At 42.1% G+C, this 23,047-nt stretch carries 24 protein-coding genes and 1 pseudogene; 9 read left to right on the top strand and 16 right to left on the bottom strand.

Translation table 11 applies throughout. The features are described 5' to 3' along the window. The first annotated feature begins 79 nt into the window (after positions 1-79). Positions 80-304 (top strand): helix-turn-helix domain-containing protein, encoded by a 225-nt coding sequence (locus tag OV592_RS03910; RefSeq protein ID WP_084681974.1) that lies wholly within the window; start codon positions 80-82, stop codon positions 302-304. Between the two features lie 709 nt (positions 305-1,013). Here OV592_RS03910 and OV592_RS03905 read toward each other — a convergent pair. From OV592_RS03905 to OV592_RS03895, 3 genes are all read right to left on the bottom strand, one after another. Then, on the bottom strand, positions 1,014-2,255 hold the full coding sequence (locus tag OV592_RS03905; protein WP_338624037.1) for a type II toxin-antitoxin system HipA family toxin: 1,242 nt from the start codon (positions 2,253-2,255) through the stop codon (positions 1,014-1,016). Beyond that, complete coding sequence (locus OV592_RS03900) at positions 2,248-2,523, bottom strand: helix-turn-helix transcriptional regulator (protein ID WP_338624035.1); 276 nt, start codon at positions 2,521-2,523, stop codon at positions 2,248-2,250. Before OV592_RS03900 ends, OV592_RS03905 begins: the two co-directional genes overlap by 8 nt. 311 nt (positions 2,524-2,834) lie before the next feature. Next, the gene (locus tag OV592_RS03895) at positions 2,835-3,224 is read right to left on the bottom strand and encodes a helix-turn-helix transcriptional regulator (RefSeq protein ID WP_406610468.1); all 390 of its coding nucleotides are present in this window, start codon (positions 3,222-3,224) and stop codon (positions 2,835-2,837) included. A gap of 448 nt (positions 3,225-3,672) precedes the next feature. On the opposite strand from OV592_RS03895, the pseudogene OV592_RS03890 reads away from it, so the two are divergent. Beyond that, positions 3,673-4,257, top strand: a pseudogene (locus OV592_RS03890) (recombinase family protein). Positions 4,258-4,394: 137 nt separating this feature from the next. Here the strand turns inward: OV592_RS03890 and OV592_RS03885 are convergent. The 6 genes from OV592_RS03885 to dpdA (OV592_RS03860) form a co-directional block, all read right to left on the bottom strand. Next, complete coding sequence (locus OV592_RS03885) at positions 4,395-4,595, bottom strand: hypothetical protein (RefSeq protein WP_338624031.1); 201 nt, start codon at positions 4,593-4,595, stop codon at positions 4,395-4,397. 156 nt (positions 4,596-4,751) lie between these two features. Continuing rightward, entirely contained in the window at positions 4,752-5,381 is a 630-nt protein-coding gene (folE, locus tag OV592_RS03880; RefSeq protein ID WP_338624029.1) for a GTP cyclohydrolase I FolE, read from the bottom strand. Between the two features lie 5 nt (positions 5,382-5,386). Beyond that, positions 5,387-6,070 carry a 7-cyano-7-deazaguanine synthase QueC gene (queC, locus tag OV592_RS03875; protein WP_338624027.1) on the bottom strand — a complete coding sequence of 228 codons (684 nt, stop codon included), beginning with the start codon at positions 6,068-6,070 and terminating at the stop codon, positions 5,387-5,389. A gap of 9 nt (positions 6,071-6,079) precedes the next feature. Beyond that, positions 6,080-6,745, bottom strand: a complete 666-nt coding sequence (gene queE / locus OV592_RS03870) for a 7-carboxy-7-deazaguanine synthase QueE (RefSeq protein ID WP_338624025.1) — start codon at positions 6,743-6,745, stop codon at positions 6,080-6,082. Next, positions 6,732-7,844, bottom strand: a complete 1,113-nt coding sequence (gene dbpB / locus OV592_RS03865; protein WP_338624022.1) for a DGQHR domain-containing protein DpdB — start codon at positions 7,842-7,844, stop codon at positions 6,732-6,734. The genes queE and dbpB overlap by 14 nt, the downstream gene beginning before the upstream one ends. Then, entirely contained in the window at positions 7,841-9,058 is a 1,218-nt protein-coding gene (gene dpdA, locus OV592_RS03860) for a tRNA-guanine transglycosylase DpdA (protein ID WP_406610467.1), read from the bottom strand. Before dpdA (OV592_RS03860) ends, dbpB begins: the two co-directional genes overlap by 4 nt. Before the next feature lie 114 nt (positions 9,059-9,172). Between dpdA (OV592_RS03860) and OV592_RS03855 the strand changes: the two genes are divergently transcribed. The 4 genes from OV592_RS03855 to OV592_RS03840 all read left to right on the top strand — a co-directional run bounded on the left by OV592_RS03855 (position 9,173) and on the right by OV592_RS03840 (position 13,838). Next, a complete protein-coding gene (locus OV592_RS03855) occupies positions 9,173-10,105 on the top strand; it encodes a DUF6884 domain-containing protein (RefSeq protein WP_338624018.1) in 933 nt (310 codons plus the stop codon). Next, the gene (gene dpdA, locus OV592_RS03850) at positions 10,098-11,498 is read left to right on the top strand and encodes a tRNA-guanine transglycosylase DpdA (protein WP_406610466.1); all 1,401 of its coding nucleotides are present in this window, start codon (positions 10,098-10,100) and stop codon (positions 11,496-11,498) included. Before OV592_RS03855 ends, dpdA (OV592_RS03850) begins: the two co-directional genes overlap by 8 nt. Positions 11,499-11,503: 5 nt before the next feature. After that, positions 11,504-12,703: a DGQHR domain-containing protein gene (locus OV592_RS03845; protein WP_338624014.1), complete on the top strand. Its 1,200-nt coding sequence runs from the start codon at positions 11,504-11,506 to the stop codon at positions 12,701-12,703. Positions 12,704-12,953: 250 nt separating this feature from the next. After that, the gene (locus tag OV592_RS03840; RefSeq protein WP_338624012.1) at positions 12,954-13,838 is read left to right on the top strand and encodes a 6-carboxytetrahydropterin synthase; all 885 of its coding nucleotides are present in this window, start codon (positions 12,954-12,956) and stop codon (positions 13,836-13,838) included. Positions 13,839-14,427: 589 nt separating this feature from the next. On the opposite strand, the gene OV592_RS03835 is transcribed toward OV592_RS03840, so the two are convergent. Both OV592_RS03835 and OV592_RS03830 read right to left on the bottom strand, forming a co-directional pair. After that, a complete protein-coding gene (locus tag OV592_RS03835) occupies positions 14,428-15,342 on the bottom strand; it encodes a hypothetical protein (protein ID WP_406610465.1) in 915 nt (304 codons plus the stop codon). 28 nt (positions 15,343-15,370) lie between these two features. Continuing rightward, positions 15,371-15,664: an Lrp/AsnC family transcriptional regulator gene (locus tag OV592_RS03830; RefSeq protein ID WP_406610464.1), complete on the bottom strand. Its 294-nt coding sequence runs from the start codon at positions 15,662-15,664 to the stop codon at positions 15,371-15,373. Between the two features lie 141 nt (positions 15,665-15,805). On the opposite strand from OV592_RS03830, the gene OV592_RS03825 reads away from it, so the two are divergent. The 3 genes from OV592_RS03825 to OV592_RS03815 all read left to right on the top strand — a co-directional run bounded on the left by OV592_RS03825 (position 15,806) and on the right by OV592_RS03815 (position 18,967). Beyond that, positions 15,806-16,777: a DMT family transporter gene (locus OV592_RS03825; protein WP_406610463.1), complete on the top strand. Its 972-nt coding sequence runs from the start codon at positions 15,806-15,808 to the stop codon at positions 16,775-16,777. A gap of 2 nt (positions 16,778-16,779) precedes the next feature. Then, positions 16,780-17,964: an aromatic amino acid transaminase gene (locus tag OV592_RS03820; protein ID WP_406610462.1), complete on the top strand. Its 1,185-nt coding sequence runs from the start codon at positions 16,780-16,782 to the stop codon at positions 17,962-17,964. A gap of 127 nt (positions 17,965-18,091) precedes the next feature. Then, entirely contained in the window at positions 18,092-18,967 is an 876-nt protein-coding gene (locus tag OV592_RS03815) for an alpha/beta hydrolase (RefSeq protein WP_406610461.1), read from the top strand. On the opposite strand, the gene OV592_RS03810 is transcribed toward OV592_RS03815, so the two are convergent. The 5 genes from OV592_RS03810 to fabG all read right to left on the bottom strand — a co-directional run bounded on the left by OV592_RS03810 (position 18,938) and on the right by fabG (position 23,047). Then, positions 18,938-19,405, bottom strand: a complete 468-nt coding sequence (locus OV592_RS03810) for an acyloxyacyl hydrolase (RefSeq protein WP_406610460.1) — start codon at positions 19,403-19,405, stop codon at positions 18,938-18,940. The genes OV592_RS03815 and OV592_RS03810 overlap by 30 nt on opposite strands. A gap of 134 nt (positions 19,406-19,539) precedes the next feature. Beyond that, entirely contained in the window at positions 19,540-19,959 is a 420-nt protein-coding gene (locus OV592_RS03805; protein ID WP_406610459.1) for a hypothetical protein, read from the bottom strand. Between the two features lie 29 nt (positions 19,960-19,988). Then, positions 19,989-21,068 carry a methyltransferase gene (locus OV592_RS03800; RefSeq protein WP_406610458.1) on the bottom strand — a complete coding sequence of 360 codons (1,080 nt, stop codon included), beginning with the start codon at positions 21,066-21,068 and terminating at the stop codon, positions 19,989-19,991. Positions 21,069-21,089: 21 nt separating this feature from the next. Then, positions 21,090-22,319, bottom strand: coding sequence for a beta-ketoacyl-ACP synthase (locus OV592_RS03795; RefSeq protein ID WP_406610457.1), 1,230 nt, complete (start codon positions 22,317-22,319; stop codon positions 21,090-21,092). Next, positions 22,316-23,047 (bottom strand): 3-oxoacyl-ACP reductase FabG, encoded by a 732-nt coding sequence (fabG, locus tag OV592_RS03790; RefSeq protein WP_406610456.1) that lies wholly within the window; start codon positions 23,045-23,047, stop codon positions 22,316-22,318. Before fabG ends, OV592_RS03795 begins: the two co-directional genes overlap by 4 nt.

Genomic DNA, 23,047 nt, shown 5'->3' with positions numbered 1-23,047 from the left:
TGTGATCAGTGTCACACCGAAGAACCCAAAACATTACCCCATGAGTTTTGACCTTATAAAAACAACCTAAGGACCACCCATGGAAAATAATACTTTCGGTACAAATGCATTACTCTCGGCAGGCTTTCATTCAGGAGACATTCTCACCCCCGCGCAGGCAGCTAGGGTTTTATCGGTTCGCATAAGCACCTTAGCCAATTGGCGATGTGCAAAACGCTATGACTTGCACTACTTAAAAGTGGGTTCGCGGATCTATTATCCCGCTGATGCATTGATCGCATTTCTGGATAGGCAAACTCGATGAAAGACGCATAAAATCTATCGAGCTTTTAGCTCGATAGATTTTATTCATTGAAGTATCACCCTGAGCACAATCTATCGATTCAAACTGTTTCTTGGCTTAATTCGAATAATTTTTTTTTGGGGCCTTGAAAAAGATAAATTTCCAGCTGAAAAATAGCCCTGCACAATCCCCCTGCACAATCCCCCCCAGGATTTAACTTGAGCACATTTTTCTCATTACTTGGGACTAATTTGACTGTGTTTTTCTCATGGGTGTGCAGGGGGGATTGTGCAAATCGGTTAGAACAGCGATAAAACTGTCGTCTATTTTTGTATCCAAAATCAATAAGGAATTTGCAGACAAAAAAGCTCGTTCAACAGATTAACGCTATTCAACGATTTACATGTGTTAGAGTTTGATTGTTGCTGTAAAAAGCTTTTTACTTAGAACTAAATCGTTCAATCGATATCAGTTCAATTTTCTAAATAATGAGATTTTAGTTAGTAATTGCGCGACTAAAAACTCAACTATTCGTATACCAGAATCAAAGCCTATTAGCGCAAACTGAATCCGTTATACTTTTTAATCTGATTTGCAAAACAGGCATAACATACTTTTGGACAAAAGCTTGTTACGAACTTTATATTACAAAGTTAGCTCGAATAACCTCGGCTACTGTACCCGCCCCCTCAAAATCGGCCCCAAAGCCATGGCAGATATGATTTATCCACTACACTGATAGCGCTTTAAATTTTTCTAACATATCCTTATCAATCTCTTTGATTAGATTAGGTGACAAGCCCAAATGTTTGGCCTCATGACTAAACGAACGTGTTGTTTCAAATATTTCCTCAGCCATAACCATAATTGCTTTCTTTGAAGATAATCCCGACTGAGCAGCTAACTGGTCTAATGCGCTCTTTGGCGTTCGCCCATTACCACCGAATGCCGTCATATGCTCTTTGTAAGAGTTAGGGCTGTAAACAATGTCGTAGAAAGGCGATAGAGTCCAGCTATCGGTGTCACTGGCAAGGAAGCTGAAGTTCTTGCTGTGATCATCTTGGTTAACAGTTAAATAGTTAAACATGCAGCGCTTAATGAGCTTCTGAGATTCAGTGACACTACACATGATGCGCGTAGCTTTAAGTAAATCCACATAGTCCAAAGAAGGCTCTCGAAACGGTGCATCTAACAACCCACACGCAGAAATCATATGGACTCGACCGTCTTGCTCGGTGCAATCAAATCGTTCCTGTTCTAGCCAAAATCGTCCATTACCCACATCTATCAAATCAAAGTTAGGAACTTCAATGCCGACGTCGCGGGCCATCTGCATGTAGCAATATTCGACTAATGATTCAGAGTGCTTCAAGTCAAACTTTTCAGATGTAAGCTTTACGATAAGCTTTGTTCCTGGTGAGTCATCTAATGTTGAATATTGCCCATTGAATAAACGTGTAACGTTCATTTTGGGCCTAGCACCACCCGAACCACCAGTCTTCATCAAGTGTTCAAGCAAAGCAGATTCGGTACCTTCAAACTCTTCAATCGCAGCTCGTCCAAGGGTAATGATATCAATCGACTGCTTTAACTCATCAAGTAAATCTAATTCTGGCTCATAGCTCAACGCCCCCATACATCTGTCCCCTAGGTAAGCCAAACGCTCTAGGGCGGTGACTTCCTTTGGGTTATGATCGTTCTTTCTAAATACACGATCCATGAGATAAAGGCCCCAACCATCAGGAAGACTATCCCCAAAAACTCCATGAATACCGTAATGCGGCCCTCTAGGCGCAACTTGCAGGCTTGTATCAGCCTTTAAATTGAATGGAGCCAAGGAGGTTGAGTGATTACTTAAATAAGACTCATCAAACTGAAAGAAGCTTTGCGTACTATTTTCAACGAGCTTTCCGACCAGTACCTTTTCACCTGTGCTAAGTGTTCGTTTTACGGTTAGGGCAGATTTAAGCATGTCGAAGCACATCCTCAATTGACTTAAATTCAGGCTCGGACGGTTTGGTCAGCTCTTTCACTTTTTTCAAGTCTCCGACTGCCTCATAAAGCATGAGGAACTGACGTAGTGAGATGTTGCCAGATGACTCAAACTTTCGGATCGTCGCGTAAGGTACGCCTGAGAGATCGGCCATCTTTTGAACACTGAGTTTATCTTTCTTCCGAGCAGACTTGATAAACTCTTTTAGCTCCATCTGCAAATCATAAGCGGTATAAAGAGATAACACACACACCTCAAAATTGTCACAATAATAGCAATTATAGCAAAATACATGACTTATTTGCTATCCTTGTAACAAACTAAAAGCACTAGTAGTCATTAATTCAGTAACACGAAGGATAAAAGCCAACAGATGGGCATTTATAGCTACCATAATGACAATTAAACATTGTTTTGGCATTAATTGCTATCATGGTAGCAAATCAATAAAGGCTGACATCCTTCAGATATACGTACTTTCCACAGCACTAATAGACTCCCTAATGATGCAATAGCAGATATGCTACAAGTCCCAGCCTTTCATGTTTACATTTAGTATCAGTCTTTTGGCTTGTATTTATTTAAAGGCGTAAGCAAGGCGTCGCGCAGAACATCCTGATGACGAGGGATAATCCCAACCTGTAGCCCCACCGGCCTAAACACTTTATTAAGGATCGAAAAAGAGAAATTCCCTTTATCATTTTCTATTTGCGATAGCACCTTACGACTCACCCCAACCATACTAGCGTATTGTTCTTGCTTTAGATTAAGCACCCTAAGGCGCAATTCTTTTAAAGCCTGTCCTTGGGTTAGATGTCCCTCTAACAAACCGGAAGTCACTTGTTTGAGAAAAAGATCACGCCCAGCGGCATCAACTTCAGGTCTACCTTTAGTAGGCTTAACACGTTCTGAAGTAATCTTTGCTTTTTTAATCTGAGTGTTTGCCATTACATACTCCTATCAAAAACTAACTTGGAACAATTCAACTGTTAACTCTTCCCCGGTCATATGTAATAAACCACATTAATGAGTCTATATTGGCCACATTAATCAAAAAAACCCACATTAACGTACCTTATATTACACATAAATTAACTCAGGTTTATTTGCAAATTCGCGCGTCTAAAATGCAAAGCGATACATTGGAGAGTACTCCCTCGAATGAAAGTATCAAAAATCAAAGGAGCTATATAAGGCAGCCTATGCAAGTGGCTAAATTATCCGGTAGAACAACATTTGTTTGCTCTAATCTGTTCCTAAACATTCACCTTAAAAGCCTATCACTTGGGCATGGTCTTAGAAGAGAACACCAGAAAGCTATCATATGACTCATTAGTCAGCCTAAAAGATAGGATTATCATATAAGCCCCTAAATGATAGATCTGGAGTACCTGCGATGAAGTACATTTATGCTAGAACCTCTACAAAGGAACAAAATGTTGACCAACAAGCGGAACACTTACTAACACTTCACGGAGATGCTGAAGTATTTAAAGAGAAGACGAGTGGAAAAACTCTCGATAGGCCAATACTCAATAAACTCACTAACAAAGTCTCGGCCGGAGATATCATCATTGTTTTGTCGGTGAGCCGACTTGGTCGTAATACTGAAGAAATGTTGGCTTTCATCTGATTAATGAAAACTAAGAGTGTATCAGTGCTTGTGGAAGACTTAGGCGGTATTGATGTTACCAGCTCAATGGGCAAGCTAGTACTAACTACGCTTGCTGCAGTGGCTGAAATGCAACGTGAAGATACCCTTGATAAACAACGTATCGGTATTGATCGCGCTAAAGCTGAGGGTAAATACAAAGGCAAACAGCAATCATTAGAAACGATTCAAAAGTGTAAAGAAGCAATTACCTATGTTGAAAAAGGACTAAGTAAAGAAAAAGCAGCTAAGGCTGTGGGGATTGGTGTTGCAACGCTGTATAGGCATATTAAACAAGGAAATAGTACTGGAATGAATAACTCTGATTAAATGTACTTAATTCTCACAATGCCCGCGCGGAGACAAATACACGGCCACCTTAATGAACTAAAGTGGAAACTATCTAGTTTTCAAGTAGAGTTATCAGATCTAGTCAAAACCAATAAACTGAAACGATCAGAAGAGGATTAATCTCCTAGCAAAGCGACAATTCTTTGAATATCGTGCTCACTAATGCTATTCATCATCTCTCTCAAGTCATTGTGTTGAAAATCAATACCAAGTGCACTTTTTGCTATATTGCAAGCTTCTTGCTTACAACCATGATGATCATTCTCAAGTGTCAGTATAATTTTTATCAATACTTCCTTTATATTTTGCTCATACATAATGATCTCCTTACCAAGGTTAACTTTCTCCGCCCATTAAATTTAAAAGTCTTTATACTCTATCTATATACACTTATCCGACTAATTAAGGTAGAGACTAACTCAGTAACTTTCTCCGAACAAGGCTATATTGAAATGCTGCCGCTCCCCCAACAATTATATATTTGAAGGTTCCAATTTAAACCTTCCCCCTGACTTCACTGTAGTCGTCAAACTAGTTGAATCTTGTATGCCTCTACTTTTTACACAATAGTGCGTTGCTTTTAATTTCACATAAATATCGTCCACATCGAGTAGCGCTCTTAATGCAACGTGAATTTGGGCTGTTAACCTCTCTTGTACTTGAGGTCTTTGCGCAAAAAACTGTACGAGACGATTTATCTTAGATAACCCAATCACCTTAACCCCCGGTACATAACCAACTGTTGCCATGCCATCGATGACAACCATGTGATGTTCACAGGTACTAGTGAATGAGATGTCTTTCACCACAATTGGTTCGTCGATATTCATCTTATTTTCAATCGTTGTTATTTTGGGAAAGTTCACATAGTTCAAACCAGAAAAAATTTCATCTACGTACATTTTAGCAATTCGGTTTGGCGTCCCAGCGAGGCTGTCATCATTTAAGTCCAGTGACAAAGTAGTCAGTATATCTCTAGTTGCATTGGCTATAGTAGCTAGCTGGTCACTGCGTTTTATATTTTGCGCATTAATAGGCGTTTCGATACCTTGTTCTTTTAGGGCTCGCATAACAGTGCGGGCTTCGTCAGAAAGTGTGACCATAATACTTACTGACCTAACCTAAGTGATTCTAAGTAATGTTCTTTATTGTTTAGGTACTGCGCCAAGCCAGCACTTCTTAGTTTACAAGACGGGCAGTCTCCACAACCGCTGCCAATTACCCCGTTGTAGCAAGTTAGTGTTTTATTCTTAACAAACTCTAACTTACCGTATTGATCCGCAAGGCCCCATGTTTGCGCTTTGTCTAACCACATTAACGGCGTTACTATCTTTTGTTCGCAATCCATACCTAGCTTTACAGCCTCTTGCATAGCTTTAATAAAATCGTTTCTACAATCGGGGTAGCCTGAAAAGTCAGTTTCACACACGCCAGTAATTACCGCGGTTGCGCCGATTTGATAAGCATAGATACTCGCTAGCGTAAGAAACAGAATATTGCGGCCGGGCACGAACGAGTTTGGCAAGCCGTTACTTTGTAGTTGATGTGATACTGGAATTTCATCTCTTGTGAGTGAACTAATGGCTAATTCATTGAGTAAAGAGACGTCCATTACTTTGTGAGTCACAATGCCAAGATCTTTGCAAAGCGATTTTGCCACTTCAATCTCGAGCCTGTGACGCTGGCCGTAATCAAAAGTTATAGCATGTACTTCATTGTACTGAGTTAACGCTTGCACTAAACACGTAGTCGAATCCTGACCTCCACTGAAAACCACAACAGCTTTTTCCATGTTGACTCCTTAAGCAATATGTAAATATTTATGAGTTTGAACTGACAAACGCCAATTATTTTTGATACAGGCGTCTATACACAACTTTGTCGCTCTTTGTTTCTGACTAATAGGTTGAAGACCAACAATAAGACCTTCGCTAGTTGCAAAATCATCTAATAATTCAATGAGGTCAACGATATCTTTTTGAGTTCCCACAGGATGCTTAATTTCATTAGCGCGCACAATAGCTTGTGCCTTCAAACCATATCCACCTTTCATCCCCACTTTAGGAGATACTGTTACCCAGGTATTGTCACTCGCTTTAACTTCGAATGTACCACTTGTTTCAATTTGGCACTTAAACCCTTCTCTTTCTAAAGCAGTCGTCAAAGAAGTTAAATCGTACATACAGGGTTCGCCGCCAGTAATCACAACATGCTTGGCCTTGTATCGATTAAGACACTCCTCTATGACCTCATCCGTCAATGTTGTGCTCCATTGCTCACTATCAGTCAATTTCGCTTTCACTGTTTCGAATGATACCTGATGCTCTAAGTTAATATCCCATGTATGCTTTGTGTCACACCACGCGCAACCAACAGGGCAACCTTGCAATCTCAAAAAGATTGATGGAACTCCTGTAAATACACCTTCACCTTGTATCGTTTCGAAAATCTCATTAATCCTTAACAATCGCTCCTCCCCTTTCTAATTTGTCGTATATTGAGACCAAATAACGAGTCACCATCGATATATCTTGACTTAAGTTCTGCAATTGGTTCCATTTTCGTACCACTCTTTCTCCATCTGAATCGGTCATAAACTCCCAATAACCATTGCTCCATGAGCAGTATGGTTTTATACGGAACAATTGTTTAACGCAATACTCAAAAAACACATCCTGATGCTTGATTCTCTTATAGGAATAATGAATCTCATCAAAGAGTTGCCCCAAAGCAATGATTCCAACACCATGAAATAAACGCGACTCTTTAGGTTTTTTCCCCCAATCATCATAAAAGACCTCTCGAACAGCTCTAAAAAATAGACTCAATAACTCGACTGCTTTTTCGCAATGAATGGTATAGCGTGCATCCTCTTTTATCTCACAAACATCATACAATGCTCCCTCTCTAAGACTATTATCAATCATCTTCATTAGAGAATTATCAGCAATTAATCCTTCTGGATTAGTTGTTAATTTAACTAAGCCATTTAGCGAAGAGCTTGGTTCATAGTTCAGTAGTTGAGTTATCAACGATGGTAAACGTTTCCTTGTGAGCTCTTCATTAAATACGCCGCTTGCATGGGGAAGTAATTCGTAAATAAGGCTACGAGATAGCGGTTTGGCGGAGTTAATCAACAAAAATTGCTGTCGTTCAAACTCTGTATCCCTAGAAGCTAAAATACAGACTGAATAGTAAAAGTCTTGTCGCCCTGATTGCTTCAATGCAGCTACTCGTTGTTGTCCATCAACCAGCACCGCACTATTAGACTCATTGGGAATCATTAATTCATATGAACCATTGCTTTTTAGTTTGACCTCCGTTCTTGACCTAAGGCACATAATAATTGAATTAGGAATCACTGAATTATCAGACTCAATGTACGCGGTTATATTATCTACGTGCTGACTTAGTTCTGGTCGCTGATACCCCCCTAGTGAGTTATCCTCTGTTCGGAATATTCTTGAAATGGTACAAATTGACTCTATTTCAGTTATATTCATAGTCGTAACAAATAAGGATACATCACTGCCTTGCTCTACTTTTAACGCTATCTTCTTGATCATTGAGTATTCCTAAGTAGATTGTTATAAAAGTCATAAAGATTATGAAATCCTCGGCGTTTATTTCTTTCCGCCCCCCTATAGATCATAACTTCAATCCCAAGTGTCTGGCATATAGCACACCTACATAACCTCCAAGGCTTTTCCTTTAATGTTCTTTTGTATTCAGAATAGGACGTTTCTCGGTGGTTCATTAATAGACTTTCATATGTCAATACTCTTTTTAGAGTCGTCTCTATATCAATACTATTCATATCGTAATCACGTAAAGCTTGCATTGCTTGCTTTTCTAGAGCTCTGACCTGTAGTTGATCGAGTCGACCAGATGAAATTGCGCGTTTGACCATCTGGTTGCCACTCGATTGGGGGACACGCAATGCGCTGTATGTTTTAGCGCCCATCCGGTAGTTTTTCTTTCGATTCATAAAGGCTTGCTTAAGTGGTGTTGTGGTATCAATGCTAAACACATTCAATGATTTCAACTTATTTACCAACTCAAGCCTACCGATACCCAATAAATGGATTTTCGTGTCACGCTTTAAGTAGATGTTAATCTGTTCTAACAACATACAGATTTGTGTGGATTCAAGAGTAACTAAACCACCAAGGGTAATGAATTTATAGCCAATTTTTTGCAAACCGATAACGGAACTAACATAACTATTTATGTCCCACCCTTGTGCAACTCCATAAGGTGTAAAGTTTTGCCCTTTGGCATACTTATTAAAAATGTACGCATTTTCTAGGGTCATTTCGACACGCGCTTCCTTATCTTTCGGTAGAGACTTTTTATCCCTACTATTTTCATCGCGATACCCAAATACTACATGGTCAAGGGAAACTCCCTGGCTAACCTCTGCTTTTACATAGAATTCAATCAGATCATCTACCGAGTATGGAGGCTCTGCCTCTTTAAAATAAGAAAATGCTCCGCTATCTCCCATAACTTGGTAACTACTACCCATGCGGAAAAAACTATGTGCACCTTCGCGAAAAAGCCGATACTTTTGGCCCTCGCTATACTTAGCAGTATTAGGCCAGCCAGGTATTCCTTCCACGATAGCTTTTGAAATTAATAATCCATCATAAGGACGTTTAAAAATTTCATGTGCGTACAGGTCATCTCGCTGCCTCACATGACAACTGTTTTTGCTTTCTGAAACAAAATCGAATGTTGGATTTACGAAATCTTGACTATCTGGAAAGAAAAGCTTCATATGAGCACCCCCGAATCTAAAGCATATACGAATTCACCACCATCAGCTAGTCGCGTTAGAGTGGAGAATAGAGCGAGCAGAAGATAGAATTCCGTTTGCTAGTAGGAGAGACTCATGCCAGACATACATTTATTGGTGCCTTGTAGTGCACAAAAAACTAACCCAGCATCGAAGAAGATGTGTATCAGTACCCATAAGACTCCTGATTTAAATCAGTCTCTTAATGCTTGGTCAATAGCATTCAACCAAACTCCTGAGAGGTACTCATCTTCTAGTCTATACACTGGTCAGGCATTCAAGTTTGCCAAAAAACTTGCCAAAGAAAATGAATTCAAGCTAAGTATTTTATCCGCAGGGTTCGGGTTGGTAGAAAGTAACACCAACTTGCCCTGTTATAATGCTACATTCGCATCGAACGTCAACCGAGTTCCTAGCCCTCATCCTGTTTGGTGGTCTTCGGTGTGTGACACCCATTTACCAGGGATATCCATTAGCAAATATGTGGCAGCCCACCCTGAAGAGCGATTTGTGTTTTGTCTCAGTAAAGAGTACATAAATGCGGTTCAAGAAGATTTGAGACATACCTTAGATAGTCAGGCCTTAAATAGTGAAAAAATCATTATTATTACCTCTAGCATACCTAGGACACTACAACCGTTTAAGTCTCAGTTTGTTAAAGTATCTCGAAACATACTGAACCATCCCAAAGCTAAAGAATGTGGTCTAGCATTGACTGACAGAAACATTATTTACATTGCAACCTATTTGTTTGTTGAGCAATTAAGACTTACAAAAGCTTCTTTCAATGGTATTATCCAGACCCTAACTAAAGATTTACGCAGTTTGTCCGCTCCGAAGCGTCCAATTCGAGTCAAACGTGATAATAGCTTCATCCTTACATTTATTGAAAAAGAACTCGATAAGCACCATGACGCCAGTCAAACTCTTCTATTCAAACTCTATAAAGAAGAAGGCAACGCTTGTGCTGATACCCGCTTTCGTTCTCTTTACCACAAAATAAAACTAACAAAGGCTCAACGTGACTAAGTTCCGCTTTTACTTTCCTGACAATAAAGATTTCGTTGACCCAAACTTCGACGGTCGCTCAAACAATCGCACAAAGTATCATCGCCAGTATGATGATGATCACTACCCACATCAGATTCTGGCCGAACTTCCTTATGATGGTATGCTTGTCTCGCTTGCTGGCGTGGGTACAATGCAAAAACGTGGTAAATACTACGATCAAGAATTGACCGAGGACTTCTACTTCAGCGGCGCACGTAAATTCCTTCGTCTCGATTCTTCAGAATATGAAAGGATAAGACTAATGGGCGATTGTGGTGCTTTCGACTACCACAATGAATACGAACCACCTTTTACAGTCGACGAACTTATAGAATTCTATGATAGAGGTGGATTTGATTACGGTATTTCGCTTGACCACATCGTTTTCCCATATTTTAAAGATGAAGAAGCAAAGGATGTTGCGGCTGAGAAATGTGACCTGCACGAGTTGATTGCAGAAAGCGAACGTCGCATTGACATCACCTTGAAAAATGCAAAAGAGTTTTATGTAAAATCCCAAAATTATCAATTTGAGGCTTATGGTGTTGCGCATGGGTATGACAAGAATTCATTTATTCGTTCAGTCAAAGAGTTGCAAGAAATAGGATACCGACGAATAACCATCGGCGGAATGATAAAATCTAAGACAGATGAGTTACTCGAACTCCTTGAGTGCTTAAACAGAATCCGAGAATCTGACACGCAGTTTCACTTACTTGGTATATGCCGTTTTGAAAACATTCCAGCTTACATAAATGCCGGAGTGACAAGTGCGGATAGTACCTCACCGCTTATGCAAGGGCTGAAGGCAGGTAAGTACTATTCAGTCAATCCAAACTCTATTCGTTTTAGTGAATCTTTGATGATCCGAGTCAGACAGTATGATCATGATAATGTCCAAAAGCACATCGATAAGTATAGAGATGAGTTACGTCAGTACATCTCTGAACTTCAAGACAACAACGGTTTTGATATTGACCTATCAAGTGCGGCATTATCGGTGAATGAATGTGTTAAACGATTAGAAATAGACTGCCTTAAAAAACTTCAACAATATGATGAAACCGGGCTTGATCTTGATGTAACCTTAAAAGCATTAATTGCCTACGAAAGAGTAACGAACGAAAATTATCTTCCGTCCAAATCAACAGAATCTAAGCAAACGCAGTTAAAACGCAATGAAGATAAATACCATCAGTTTCTTTTGGCAAGAGAGTGGCGCCAATGCACCTGTGGAATTTGTAAAGGTGGATTGATGAACATCATATTTCGTTCGAACCAATCTAATCGACGCCGAGGTATACACAACTTGGCTATCGTTACTAAACATAAAAACAATGTGCTAAAAAGCATCAACCCTGCAGCTAAGTAGAAACTATGTCAGAAGTTTTAAAAATTAAAGCTATTCAAGAAGTCGTAAATGGTGTGACTGTATACACTGGTTGGGTGGAAGGGAAAAAGGTCCGAGACATAGCAAAGATTGTACACATTACTCGGGATGGTGAATATATTCACGGATACCAACGCAACGAATTACCTAAACACATAGATTCCATAACTGATTATGTTGAATCAAAAAACTCGACAATTTTGGCAAACTTAGTTATTGGATTCAATAAGTCGGTGAGGTTTGAGCCAATAATGCCAGGCTCAGAGTTTGGCTACTTGCAAGTACCCTACGATCCAGAGAAACCATCCAGTGAACTGCCTGGCGCTATTGTAGATGGTCAACAACGTTCAGGAGGTGTAAAGAACTGTCATCATAAGAGTTACCCACTACCTGTTACTGTTTTCATATCGGAAAATCAAGCTGACTATATTCAGCAATTCTTGATCTTGAACTTAGGTAAACCGCTCACATCAGTGCAACTCAATGCTTTAGCCTTATATGATGATATCTATAAGCCTCCAGCTTTGGCCGAGAAAGCCTTCCCTCTTTCAATGTGCGAAGAGTTAGGCTTTCGTAATCCTAACTCCCCCCTATTTGGACTCATCAAATCCAACGGCAATAAAGATGGTATTATTGCTGAGTCATCCATGACAGAATTTGTAACCAACGTACGGCGCCAAATTCTAAGTACCCTCGACGTGCGTGTTTATCAAGACTTGGATGACAAGACAAGGGTAGAGTTTATACAGATCCTTAATAACTTTTGGCAAGCAGTTTCAGAAGTTTTTAAAGTCGATTGGGCGAATAAGTCTCGTGACATGAAACGTTCTTACATTACTCACGGTACCTCTATTATCGGTCTATCTTACTTATGCCGTCACATGTTACGTGTATTTCAAACCGAAACTAGAAAAATAAGGAATAATTCTAATCCTTCAGAAAGACTCCCTTCGCCTGATTTCTTTGTCAACGAGCTGTTGCTTGTTAAAGATCATTGCCACTTCAATAACGGGTATTGGACTCTAGGTCTAGCCCGCAATCCTGATGTCAAAGACTTACCTTACAGTAGGCGTTGGAATGATTTCCAAAACACCACTTCTGAGAAGCAGTTATTTGCTACTAATATATTGCGTCTATATGAAATTCAGAAAGGTTGGCGTAAGGATTACCCAATCTACATTGACTAAATAAAAGAGAAGTCTTTTTCTCTTTTCTTTATTAGATTTTAAACGATATATCAACAAGATGAAGGCTGAATGTGCTTAGCTATGATAATAGACTGATACCCCCAACCGCATCGTGGATAAGCAAATGACTACTGACTTGGTTAGCAACGCCCTGATAAATTTCGAGAGTTAGCCTATTCTTCATGCATGTTTATAAGGTTTGAGTATAATGTCTTTTAAAAATGATAATTAATACCATTAAGGTTTTATTTTGAATCTATTTGTCAAAGCACTAACCGTCATCGATGCTTCGTATCTATCAGATAAACGTGGGATGGTGGGGGAAAGTTGGATTTTAGATGTGGCCCTTTCTGGCCAACTTAATGAAATGAGTATGGTTCTCGATTTTGGTAGGGTTAAATCAAAAATCAAGAATCTTGTTGACCAATTTCTCGACCATCGGTTACTTGTTCCAAAACGCAATCCACAAATCCGCTCAGCAACAACTAAACCTGGCTACACCAGTGTAGATTTGATGCGCGGAGATAAAAGCCTCCACTTAAACTGTCCAGATGAAGCGTACTGTTTTATAAATACCGATGAAGTCACGATACAAAGTGTAACAGAGCATCTTTATCTTCTGCTCAGAGGACATTTACCAGAAAATATCGAAGGGTTAGATCTTACACTTCGCACTGAAAAAATTGACGGCGCGTATTACCACTATTCGCACGGCTTGAAAAAGCATGATGGGAATTGCCAGCGTATAGCTCACGGACACCGCTCATCAATTGAGTTGATTATTGATGGTAAACGAGATCACGTACGTGAACATGCTTTTGCTAAGCGATGGGAAGACATTTATCTCGCTTCATTAGAAGACAAAATAGAAATAGGGAACTTAGCACTGAGTCAACATTCAAACGCAATCACAGATGAAACTCATTGTGGGTTCAGTTATGTTTCGGAACAAGGTAAATTCGAACTCGCTATTGCTCAAGCAGAAACAGAGATCATAGACTCCGATACGACAGTAGAATTGTTGGCAAATCACATAGCAAATGAAGTTCTAAAGACACTTAGCAGTGCACAAACCTTGAAAGTAGTTGCCTATGAAGGTGTTGGAAAAGGTGCGGTAGCCCACCGCACTATGTAAGCGCTAGTTGCAAAATATATAATGAAATTATACACACAGTTCTGTTATTACAGCATCACTATACAAAAAGTGAATTTAAAAACCCTTAAAATCATAAAAAGAGCTCCAGATAATGTAATCAGTGTTTCTGAAACTCATGCATATTGTTGAACTTACCACAATGAGTGGCTTAGTAGACTAACTTTTCACCTATAAACGCAGAGAACACTGCAATTATAAAGAGTAAAGCTTGGTGAGGCCTTGCCAGGTGTACGTAAAAACTACCTTATCTACCCTGCACCTTTTTATAGCTATAACCAGAATCAATATAAACGGACACAATTCCTTGTACCGGCCTAAACAACCGATAAAACAGCATTAACAATGCTAGAAGTACCCTTACCAGTAGGATATATGAACTCAGATCTCTGCTTTTTCACTGCAAAATAGGCCTGATGCTTGGAACTGCCCCATGCGAACACAAAGTGATCTGCTCGTTTCGCTAGGTTGGCCAATGCCGCGGTGTTTTCATGATCGTGATTCAGTTCAATGGTTAACTCACTGAACATCTCTTCCAGGATCTGCTTGGCCCGGCGGGCAGTCCCTTCAGTCAACGAGTAGATGGCAAGCAACTTGCCATTGAGATCCGGCAGATGGGCCTTTTCCTCTTCGCTCTCCTGTTCGTGAACAGGGAAACCTGGTCGCCGGCGTCGCCCAGCAATTGATTGGCTAGCAACCTTGCAAAGTGTTGCTGACGCAGCGTCAATCGACTCCACTTATCTAACGCCTCAGCTTGCAAAAACTGCCAATGTTCCCGGCGAGCATCGGTATCTGGGCACTTGGATTCCAGCAGTAACTCTACAATGTCTAGGGCATAGTCGAAAGTTTTCGACGAGACCCCGTCGGCGATCAGACTGAGGGCGTCCAACGACTTTGCGTAACTCTCTCGGGTGAAGGAGTGCTGTACTAACTGTTCGAGAAGCATATAAGCCAAACGCAGATCTTGATCGGATACGGCATTGTCCAACGCCAGCAATTCAAGCACTGCGCACCAGAACCCGTGGCCACAGCGCAATTCATGCTCTTTTAGCCACTCAAGCAGCGTGGGGAGCGAGTTGCGTAGTACAGTGCCCGCTTCCTCAGGCAACTCTTGGCCTAGCAGTGCCTCGATCGCCTCCGCATCAAAGCTGTCACCATGCCAGCTGGCATTGTGCTCAAGAGATTCGTGATACAATGACTGGTAGTTGCTAGGCGCTTGTTCAAGCGTGAACAGCCGCTCAAACCAGTTGTTCCAGCCCAACTGTTCCACTTTCAGGAACTCCTCTTTCAACACTACCCAAGCTGAATTCAGACGCGGTTGCAGGGCCAATTCGGCAGCGGTCTGCTCCGGCATAGCCAGCAGTGTTTCAACGATCTCGTTAACCTCGGCCGGCTCGACGTCCGTTGTCAAAGTCTTTTGCAGCAGTGCAGCGATATCCTCGAGGGACAGGGCAACCGCCGGCAGCGGTGGTGTTCGTACCGGCACCGGCGGGTCCTGTGCAGGTGTCTTGTCTTCACCGTTTAGACCTGACCACTTCCGGCATGTCTTTTACTGCCGCTTCAAAGGCCATTACCGGTGCATCTTGGTGCTCCTTTAAACGAACGTGCACAAAGGTGGTAATTTGCAGGCCTAGCTTGGCCTTGTTGAGGTGAGCGCGATAAGCCTCAATATAGCCTTGCTGCTCAAGTAAGCGTAAACGCCTAGCTACCGGAGACGCCGACAAGCCTACCTGTTCCGCCAATTCTGCTGTAGTAAGCCGACAGTCACGCTGAATCAAATGTAATAACTCTCTATCAACTTTATTCATCCCACTCCACCAGCATTCAAAACCAATATTTAATTAAAGAATAGCAATCTGAGCTAGCAATAAGGCCAAGCCTCATGAATTAAGCCTCCTTTAACCAGCCATCATTAGCAACAATACCTTATCTCCATAAGGATAGAAATCATGGCTACAACAAGCACCCCAGCAAGCTTAGCTAATTTGCAGGTTATTCCGCTCTCATGCTCCCGCCAGCAAAGGTGCTCAGGCTTTATTGCAGCGATTGCTACCATTGTTATTTGGTCCACTTACTTTCTATCCTTGCGTAGTAGCGCTCTTTCACCGCTTAGCGTGCTTGAAATAAGCCTGTTTCGTTATGTCATTCCAGCAGTCCTACTATGCCCACTGTTGATAAAACGTTGGTCTAAAATCACTGGGGTAGCTTGGCCTTATTTGTTGGGAATGATTGCCGGAGCCGGACTGCCATTTTTCTTGTGCTCCGCCGTTGCGATGTCTTATACGCCAGTAGCTCAAGGCAGCACACTTGTGCCAGGTGTTGCTCCACTTTTTGTTACCGCCATTGCGGTATTGGTATTTAAGCAGCCCTTCGAGCGTTATAAGAAAATGGGTTTAACCGCCATCTTTGTTGGAGTATTGCTGCTGTTAGCTAACAGCTTTAGCCAATCCAGCAGCCAGCAGCTGCTTGGACAAGCAATGTTTTTATGCGCGAGCTTGTTGTGGGCAATTTTTACTTTGTCTGCCCGCCAAAGTGGCCTTAGCCCACTAGAGACAGCAGCGGTAATTACCGTTCCTAATGCCCTCATATTAATTATTTATACCTGGCTAAACCCAAACCATCACTGGGGTGCAGGGCTCGTTCCTATTTCCGAGTTGCTCAGTCACATGCTGATTCAAGGTATTATTGTTGGGCTACTCGCCAGCTGTTGTTATAGCTTTGCCATTAGCCGCTTAGGCGCAGAGTTAAGCTCGGCCTTGGGCTCACTCACCCCGGTATTAGCATCACTGCTGGCCTTTTGGCTGTTTACTGAAAACCTCGACCCTCTAACAATATTCGGTATCATAAGCTCAGTCATTGGCGTTGTGATTGCCAGTGGATATAAGCTAAGCAAAGCGCCTGCTTTACACTTAAAGGAATAACCATGTTTGCTAATCTTCCAGCCGCAAAAGATGACCCTATTTTGTCATTAGGCTTAGCCTTTAAAGATGACCCTCGCAGCGACAAAATTGATCTAGGCATCGGGGTTTACCGTAACGAACACGGCGCTACGCCGGTAATGAAAGCGGTAAGTATTGCTCAACAACGTTTATTGGGTCAGCAAACCACTCAGGCCTATATCGGCTTAGCGGGGAACGCCAGTTACAACCAAGCCATGTTAGGCTTATTGCTCAAGAGCACCGACGCTTTTTCACGATCGATAGCCATGCAAACCCCAGGGGCCAGTGGCGCGTTACGTTTACTGGCCGATCTTATCGCCAGCGCTAAACCGAACGCCAAAGTATGGCTGTCTAACCCCAGCTATGTGAACCACCAACCCATTATGCAAGCGGCAGGTTTGGATGTGGGCTTTTACCCCTATTTCGACCCTGTTAGCAAGCAAGTTGACGAGCCAGCGATGTTAGAGCAAATCGCTAGGCTAGGGCCTAATGACGTATTGCTATTGCATGGCTGCTGTCACAACCCCACTGGCGCTGACATCTCTTTTTCAGCTTGGCAAAGCATTACTGAACTTGCACTCAAAAATGGCTTTTTGCCTTTTGTTGATTTGGCTTACCAAGGCTTTGGCCAAGGTTTAATGGACGATATCCTAGGCTTACAACATCTCGCTCAACAAGTCCCGGAGCTGCTGATTGCCAGCTCAAACTCAAAAAGCTTTGGTTTGTATCGTGAACGCAGTGGTGTAGCCATAGTGGTGGGAGAAACCTTACAACAAGCCACCAATGCCCGCGGAAAACTATTTGAGCTAGCACGTCGCAGCTACACCATGCCACCCAACTGGGGCGCAGCTATTGTGGCCGAGATCCTAAACGATGCTCAGCTAGGCCAACAATGGCAGCAAGAGCTAAATCAAATGAGCCAACGCATGCGTGATTTGCGCCAATGCTTAGCGCAGGAGTTTGCCCTGCAATCCGGCAGCGATCGCTTTAGTTATCTAACCCAGCATCAAGGCATGTTTTCACTCACCGGTTTTAACCAGCTACAACTTGAAGAACTGCGCGAGCAGCACGCTATTTACATAGTGAGTGGTGGCAGAATAAACTTAGCAGGTTTAGCCAAAACCTTTATCCCGCGTTTAGTGGAGTCCTGTTTAGCGGTGGGTGTTTAACCATGGACTCACCACGCTAATAAGCTAGACGACAACTCAGAAGCAAATTAACTACTTCACCAAACTGATCTATCCGTAAGTATCTCGAGTAATTAATACAGAGACTTACGGAGATGATGGTGAGAGCATGAAAAGTTTTCTGATTGTAATTGCAGCTTGTTTAGGCTTAATCGGTTGTAGCCATTCTCCGTACTACAACCCCAAGTTAGGCGGTGAAATTAATCTGCCTGGCAAAGAATATGACAGTTTCTTTATTGAGTCAGACTCGGGTAACCAGCTACATACAGTACTTGTTTCCGCCGACTCATTGAACAGCCAAGGCATTGTTGTTCACTTTCACGGAAACTCTGGCAACCTTAGCGAAACAGTAGAAAAGTACCTTTGGGTAACCGAACAAAACTACGACTTGCTGCTGTTTGATTACTCTGGCTACGGCAACTCAAGCGGAGTACCCAACTTCGATAACCTAAAGTCAGACGCGAAAACTATATTCCGCTTTGTAGAACAACAGTTTTCAGCAATTCAAAATTATCAACTTATCTCAATAGGCACTTCTCTGGGGGGGGCTGTAATGCTTGATGGTTTATTGGACTCTCAACAACGCGAGTTGTTTGACCTCGTAGTTGTTGACTCATCTTTCCACAGCTTTCCTGAAGTGGCTAAGCACGTGGTAGAGCAGAGCAGTTTAGGGTTTCTTGGCTCTTGGTTAATACCATTAGTTATTGATACCTCTCACGACCCATTACCAAGACTTCATCTATTAAGTGATACTCAGATTCTATTTGTGCACTGCGAAAGCGACGCGTTAATTCCCTGGCAGTTTAGTGAAAAGATGTATCAAGGTAGTAAAGTAGAAAAGTCATTCGAGCTGTTAGAAGGCTGCAACCACGCTAGAACATTTACACCGGAATCGGCTTCAAACAGACCACTATTATTGAGTTACTTTGATGAGATATCGGATGTAAACACCCCGTCAGAATCTCTTTCCAAAGTTGAAAACTAAGGGGATATCAATTCCATCGTTAGGTTGATAAAGATTAGCATTGGAGAAGTGCTTGTAAGAGAAAGCCAAGTTCCACTTACTAGGCTGATGACTTAGCCCTAAACCAACCTGAGCTTGAAATGCAAAATGCTTAGCTTGGGTTCGAGTCCCTAAATTCTTCTCACTAAGATAGGTAGGTGCTAGCGCCCTAACAAAAAACCAAGGTTGCCACTCACCATAAGGGGTCGTCAATAAAGTTAACTGAGGATATAAAGAGACTGCATGTAAAGAGCGATCATGTTCATAGTCTGTCCCCACATAGCTGTATCCAACACCTAGGCTTAACCATTGCTTTTCACTACGCTTATAACGATAGAACTCATAGTCTAGCCCGACCGTGTAGTTGCGCTGACTAACTTCTGCACTTGGTTGAGGCCCATAGCCAACATTAACACTCATGAAATTTGTGTCCTTAGCTGTCACTTTCATACTGAAGATTAACAGTAGTACTGCGCGAAAATAGAGCTGTGTCATCCATGATTCTCTTATGGGAAGAGCTAAGGGGTCGACATATTCCTCAACCCCGCTAAGGCTTATTTTTGAATAGAGGCTTTACCTAGTTCTGTTTGAATATCACCGCTAAGGTTTTTTACCCACCCCTTATATTTGCGATGAATATATCCAGAGGCTGGGTTGTATTTCATGTTGTCACTATCACGATATAAAATGTCATACTGCCCATCGTGCAACTTAATATCTACCGCAACGTAGTGCGATCGCACATAAATCTCTGCAAACATTAAATCTGCTTGCTCTTCTTTAATGACCCAATTACGTTTTAGGCCAGCCTTTACCATAAGTGATTTTACTTCATCTTGTGTCAGGTTATCCGGAATAGGCTGATTCAATAAAGGCTTAGGCGCAACAGCCTTTTCGTTAGATTCAGCCATGACAGCTAGAGGGGTGAGTAATAGCGTTGCCACTATAGATAACATACTAATTGCGCGTATCATTTTTCGTCCTTGTTGTAGATCATTTAGGGTTATTCTGTTGGTAACTGGCACTTGATTAAGCTGTGTCCCCAGCCAATATTGTCTATCTGTTCGGCTATCTCTAAACCTGCTTCGTGAATACACTCAACAAAATCTTGTGCTCTATAGAAGCGACTGTTGCCATTGGCTAAACAAGTAAAATAAAGAGAAGTTGCATTTAAACTATGAGCACCGGCCTCATGGCTTTGTCTATCGGGAAATAATTCCAAAATATAGATACTGCTAGAGGTACTCATCGCCGATTTAACCCGGCTCAAAATAGAAACAATTTCCTTTGGTGAGAAGCAATCTAAAAACTGGCTCATCCAATAAACATCTGCATGCTTAGGTAATTCACAGCTAGGATTCAGCATATTGCACGCCACACCTTCTATGCGGTCAGCAAAGCCGTGTTCAGCTGCATTTACTTTTGCCATTGCCAATTGCTGAGGTAAATCAACAATAGTCATAGAGACATCGGCATTGTAATCACAACACTTAATCGCCCACTTACCGGTATTTCCACCGATATCTACTATCTTTGAAGGTTGATTCGCAAACACAATTTCAAGCAACTTAGGGAATGCTTTATCGGAATAAAAGTGATCAAAGTTGAACCAGCTCTGCTTTGCAGGCTCCGGCAAGGTCGATAGGCCTTCGTATATAGTGTCCCATTCGCCAAGTTCTTTTAATCCCGCGGGGGTACCTTCGCTAATGGCTTCAGTAAGGTGTTGTAAGCCGGCATAACAAACATCAGCAGTGAAATCCATGTTTGCCCTAGTCATACCGTCATGCTCGATAAAGTAGCCCATTTTAGTTAGAGCATAAATTTGCTTATCTGCACTCCAGGTCACCAAACCTGCACTTAAGCCCATATCAAGTAAAACCTTAACGCCGTAAGTACTCACACCTGATAGTTGAGTAATATCTTCTGCATTTAAGCCTTTATCCCCAGCATCATCCAGTGCACTAAGAATTCCCAAATCTCGCAGGCTTCGTGCAGTGTGAAAGGCGACAGGAGCAAAAGCCAAGCGCTGCGCCTGCTCAATAGCATCCACTGCTTTTAACTTATCTTTTGTATAAAAATCCACGTACTACTTCCTAATGTTTTCTTAACACATCCAGCGTTTGAATATGAGAGAGGTGTTTATTCCGCCGAAAGCAAAGTTATTACTCATAACAAAGTCGGTCTTTATGTTTCGTCCTGAGCCAGTAATGTAATCCAAGCTGGCACACTCAGGGTCAACGGTATTGAGATTAACGGTGGGGGCAAACCAGCCATTGTTCATCATTTCAATAGCAAACCACGCTTCAAGGGCTCCACAAGCCCCTAAGGTATGCCCAAAAAAGCTTTTCATTGAACTAATGGGTACCTGCTTATTTAAGGCCTGATGCGTTGCATAACTCTCTGCAATATCACCTTTATCAGTTGCTGTACCGTGGGCGCTTACATACCCAATCTGCTCACCACTCACTCCAGCATCTTGCATTGCCATCTCCATCGCAATCTTCATGGTCGCGCTTTGAGGTTGAGTAACATGAGTCCCATCAGAATTAGTACCAAACCCCACCAACTCAGCATATATTTTGGCGCCACGTGCTTTAGCGTGTTCCAAGTTCTCCAAAATTAGTGTTCCTGCACCTTCGCCAATCACTAAACCGTCACGATTTTTTTCAAATGGGCGAGGAGTGTTTTTAGGGCTTTGATTTTGAGTGCTAGTTGCAAAAAGAGTATCAAACACTACTGCTTCTGAGGGGCATAACTCTTCAGCTCCTCCAGCTACCATAAGTTGCTGGGCTCCTGACTTAATGGCTTCGTAGGCATAGCCAATTCCTTGGCTGCCTGAGGTACAAGCACTCGAACTAGTAATAACTCGACCTTTTAGCTCAAAGAACACCCCTAAGTTTACCGGAGCGGTATGACTCATCATTTGGATGTAAGTTGTTGAAGATATTCCCTTGCTGTTACCATTTTTAAGCATATCGCCAAAATGCATAATCGGTGTTGTGCTGCCAATTGACGAACCATAAGAGACGCCCATTCGCCCGTCTTTAATCCTCTCATCATCTAGCAAGCCAGCCTGAGTTAATGCTAACTCTGTCGCTCTTGTTGCCAATAACGAAACACGCCCCATGCTTCTAACTTTCTTTCTTGGGTATTTGGGTAACTCATAGTCGTCAATAGGCGCAGCTAGCTTAGTATGCATATCTGAGAAGCGCTCCCACTCGGGCATATAACGCACTGCATTTTCGCCTAACTTAAGCTTCTCCTGAATGTCATCCCAACTTTCACCAAAAGCAGTAACTCCGCCCATACCAGTAACAACAACTCGATGGCTCACGCGATGCCTCCATTTACTGAAATGACCTGACGAGTAATGTAAGCGGCATCTTTGGACATAAGAAACGCCACGGTACCGGCGACTTCTTCCACATCACCTAGGCGACGCAGAGGAATTTGCTTCTTCAGCTCGTCCAGTGGCAAATCGGCCATCATGTCGGTATCAATTAAGCCTGGAGCCACACAGTTTACGGTGATTTTTCTTTTGGCCACTTCTAAGGCTAAGGCTTTAGTAGCTCCAATAATGCCTGCTTTAGCTGCACTATAATTAACCTGCCCCCGATTACCCACTTCGCCAGACAGTGACGACAAAGTAATGATTCGACCACCTTTTCGAGTTTGAATCATCGGCATAAGCAATGGGTGTAACACGTTATACAAGCCATCTAAGTTGGTATGTATAACACCATCCCACTCTTGCTCGGTCATTGCTGGAAACGCATTGTCTCGAGCAATTCCCGCATTCAGTACTACCCCAAAATAGGCGCCGTTTTCCGCAATATCATCATCGATAGATTGTTTAGATAACTCTCGTTGGCTGATGTCGAAAGGAAGTAAGTAGCTGGTAGCCGAGAACTCGCTAACAGCGCTTAAGGCTTGCTTTGCGGCTTCATGGTTGCCCCGATAGTTGATAACAACTTGGTAGCCCTCTTTAGCCAGTCGCATTGCAATTGCCCTTCCTATACCCCGGCTTGCTCCCGTAACCAATACGCGCGGTTTATCACTCAT

Source organism: Agarivorans sp. JK6 (assembly GCF_045277145.1).
Classification (GTDB): domain Bacteria; phylum Pseudomonadota; class Gammaproteobacteria; order Enterobacterales; family Celerinatantimonadaceae; genus Agarivorans; species Agarivorans albus.
This window is presented reverse-complemented; position numbering and strand designations above follow the sequence as displayed.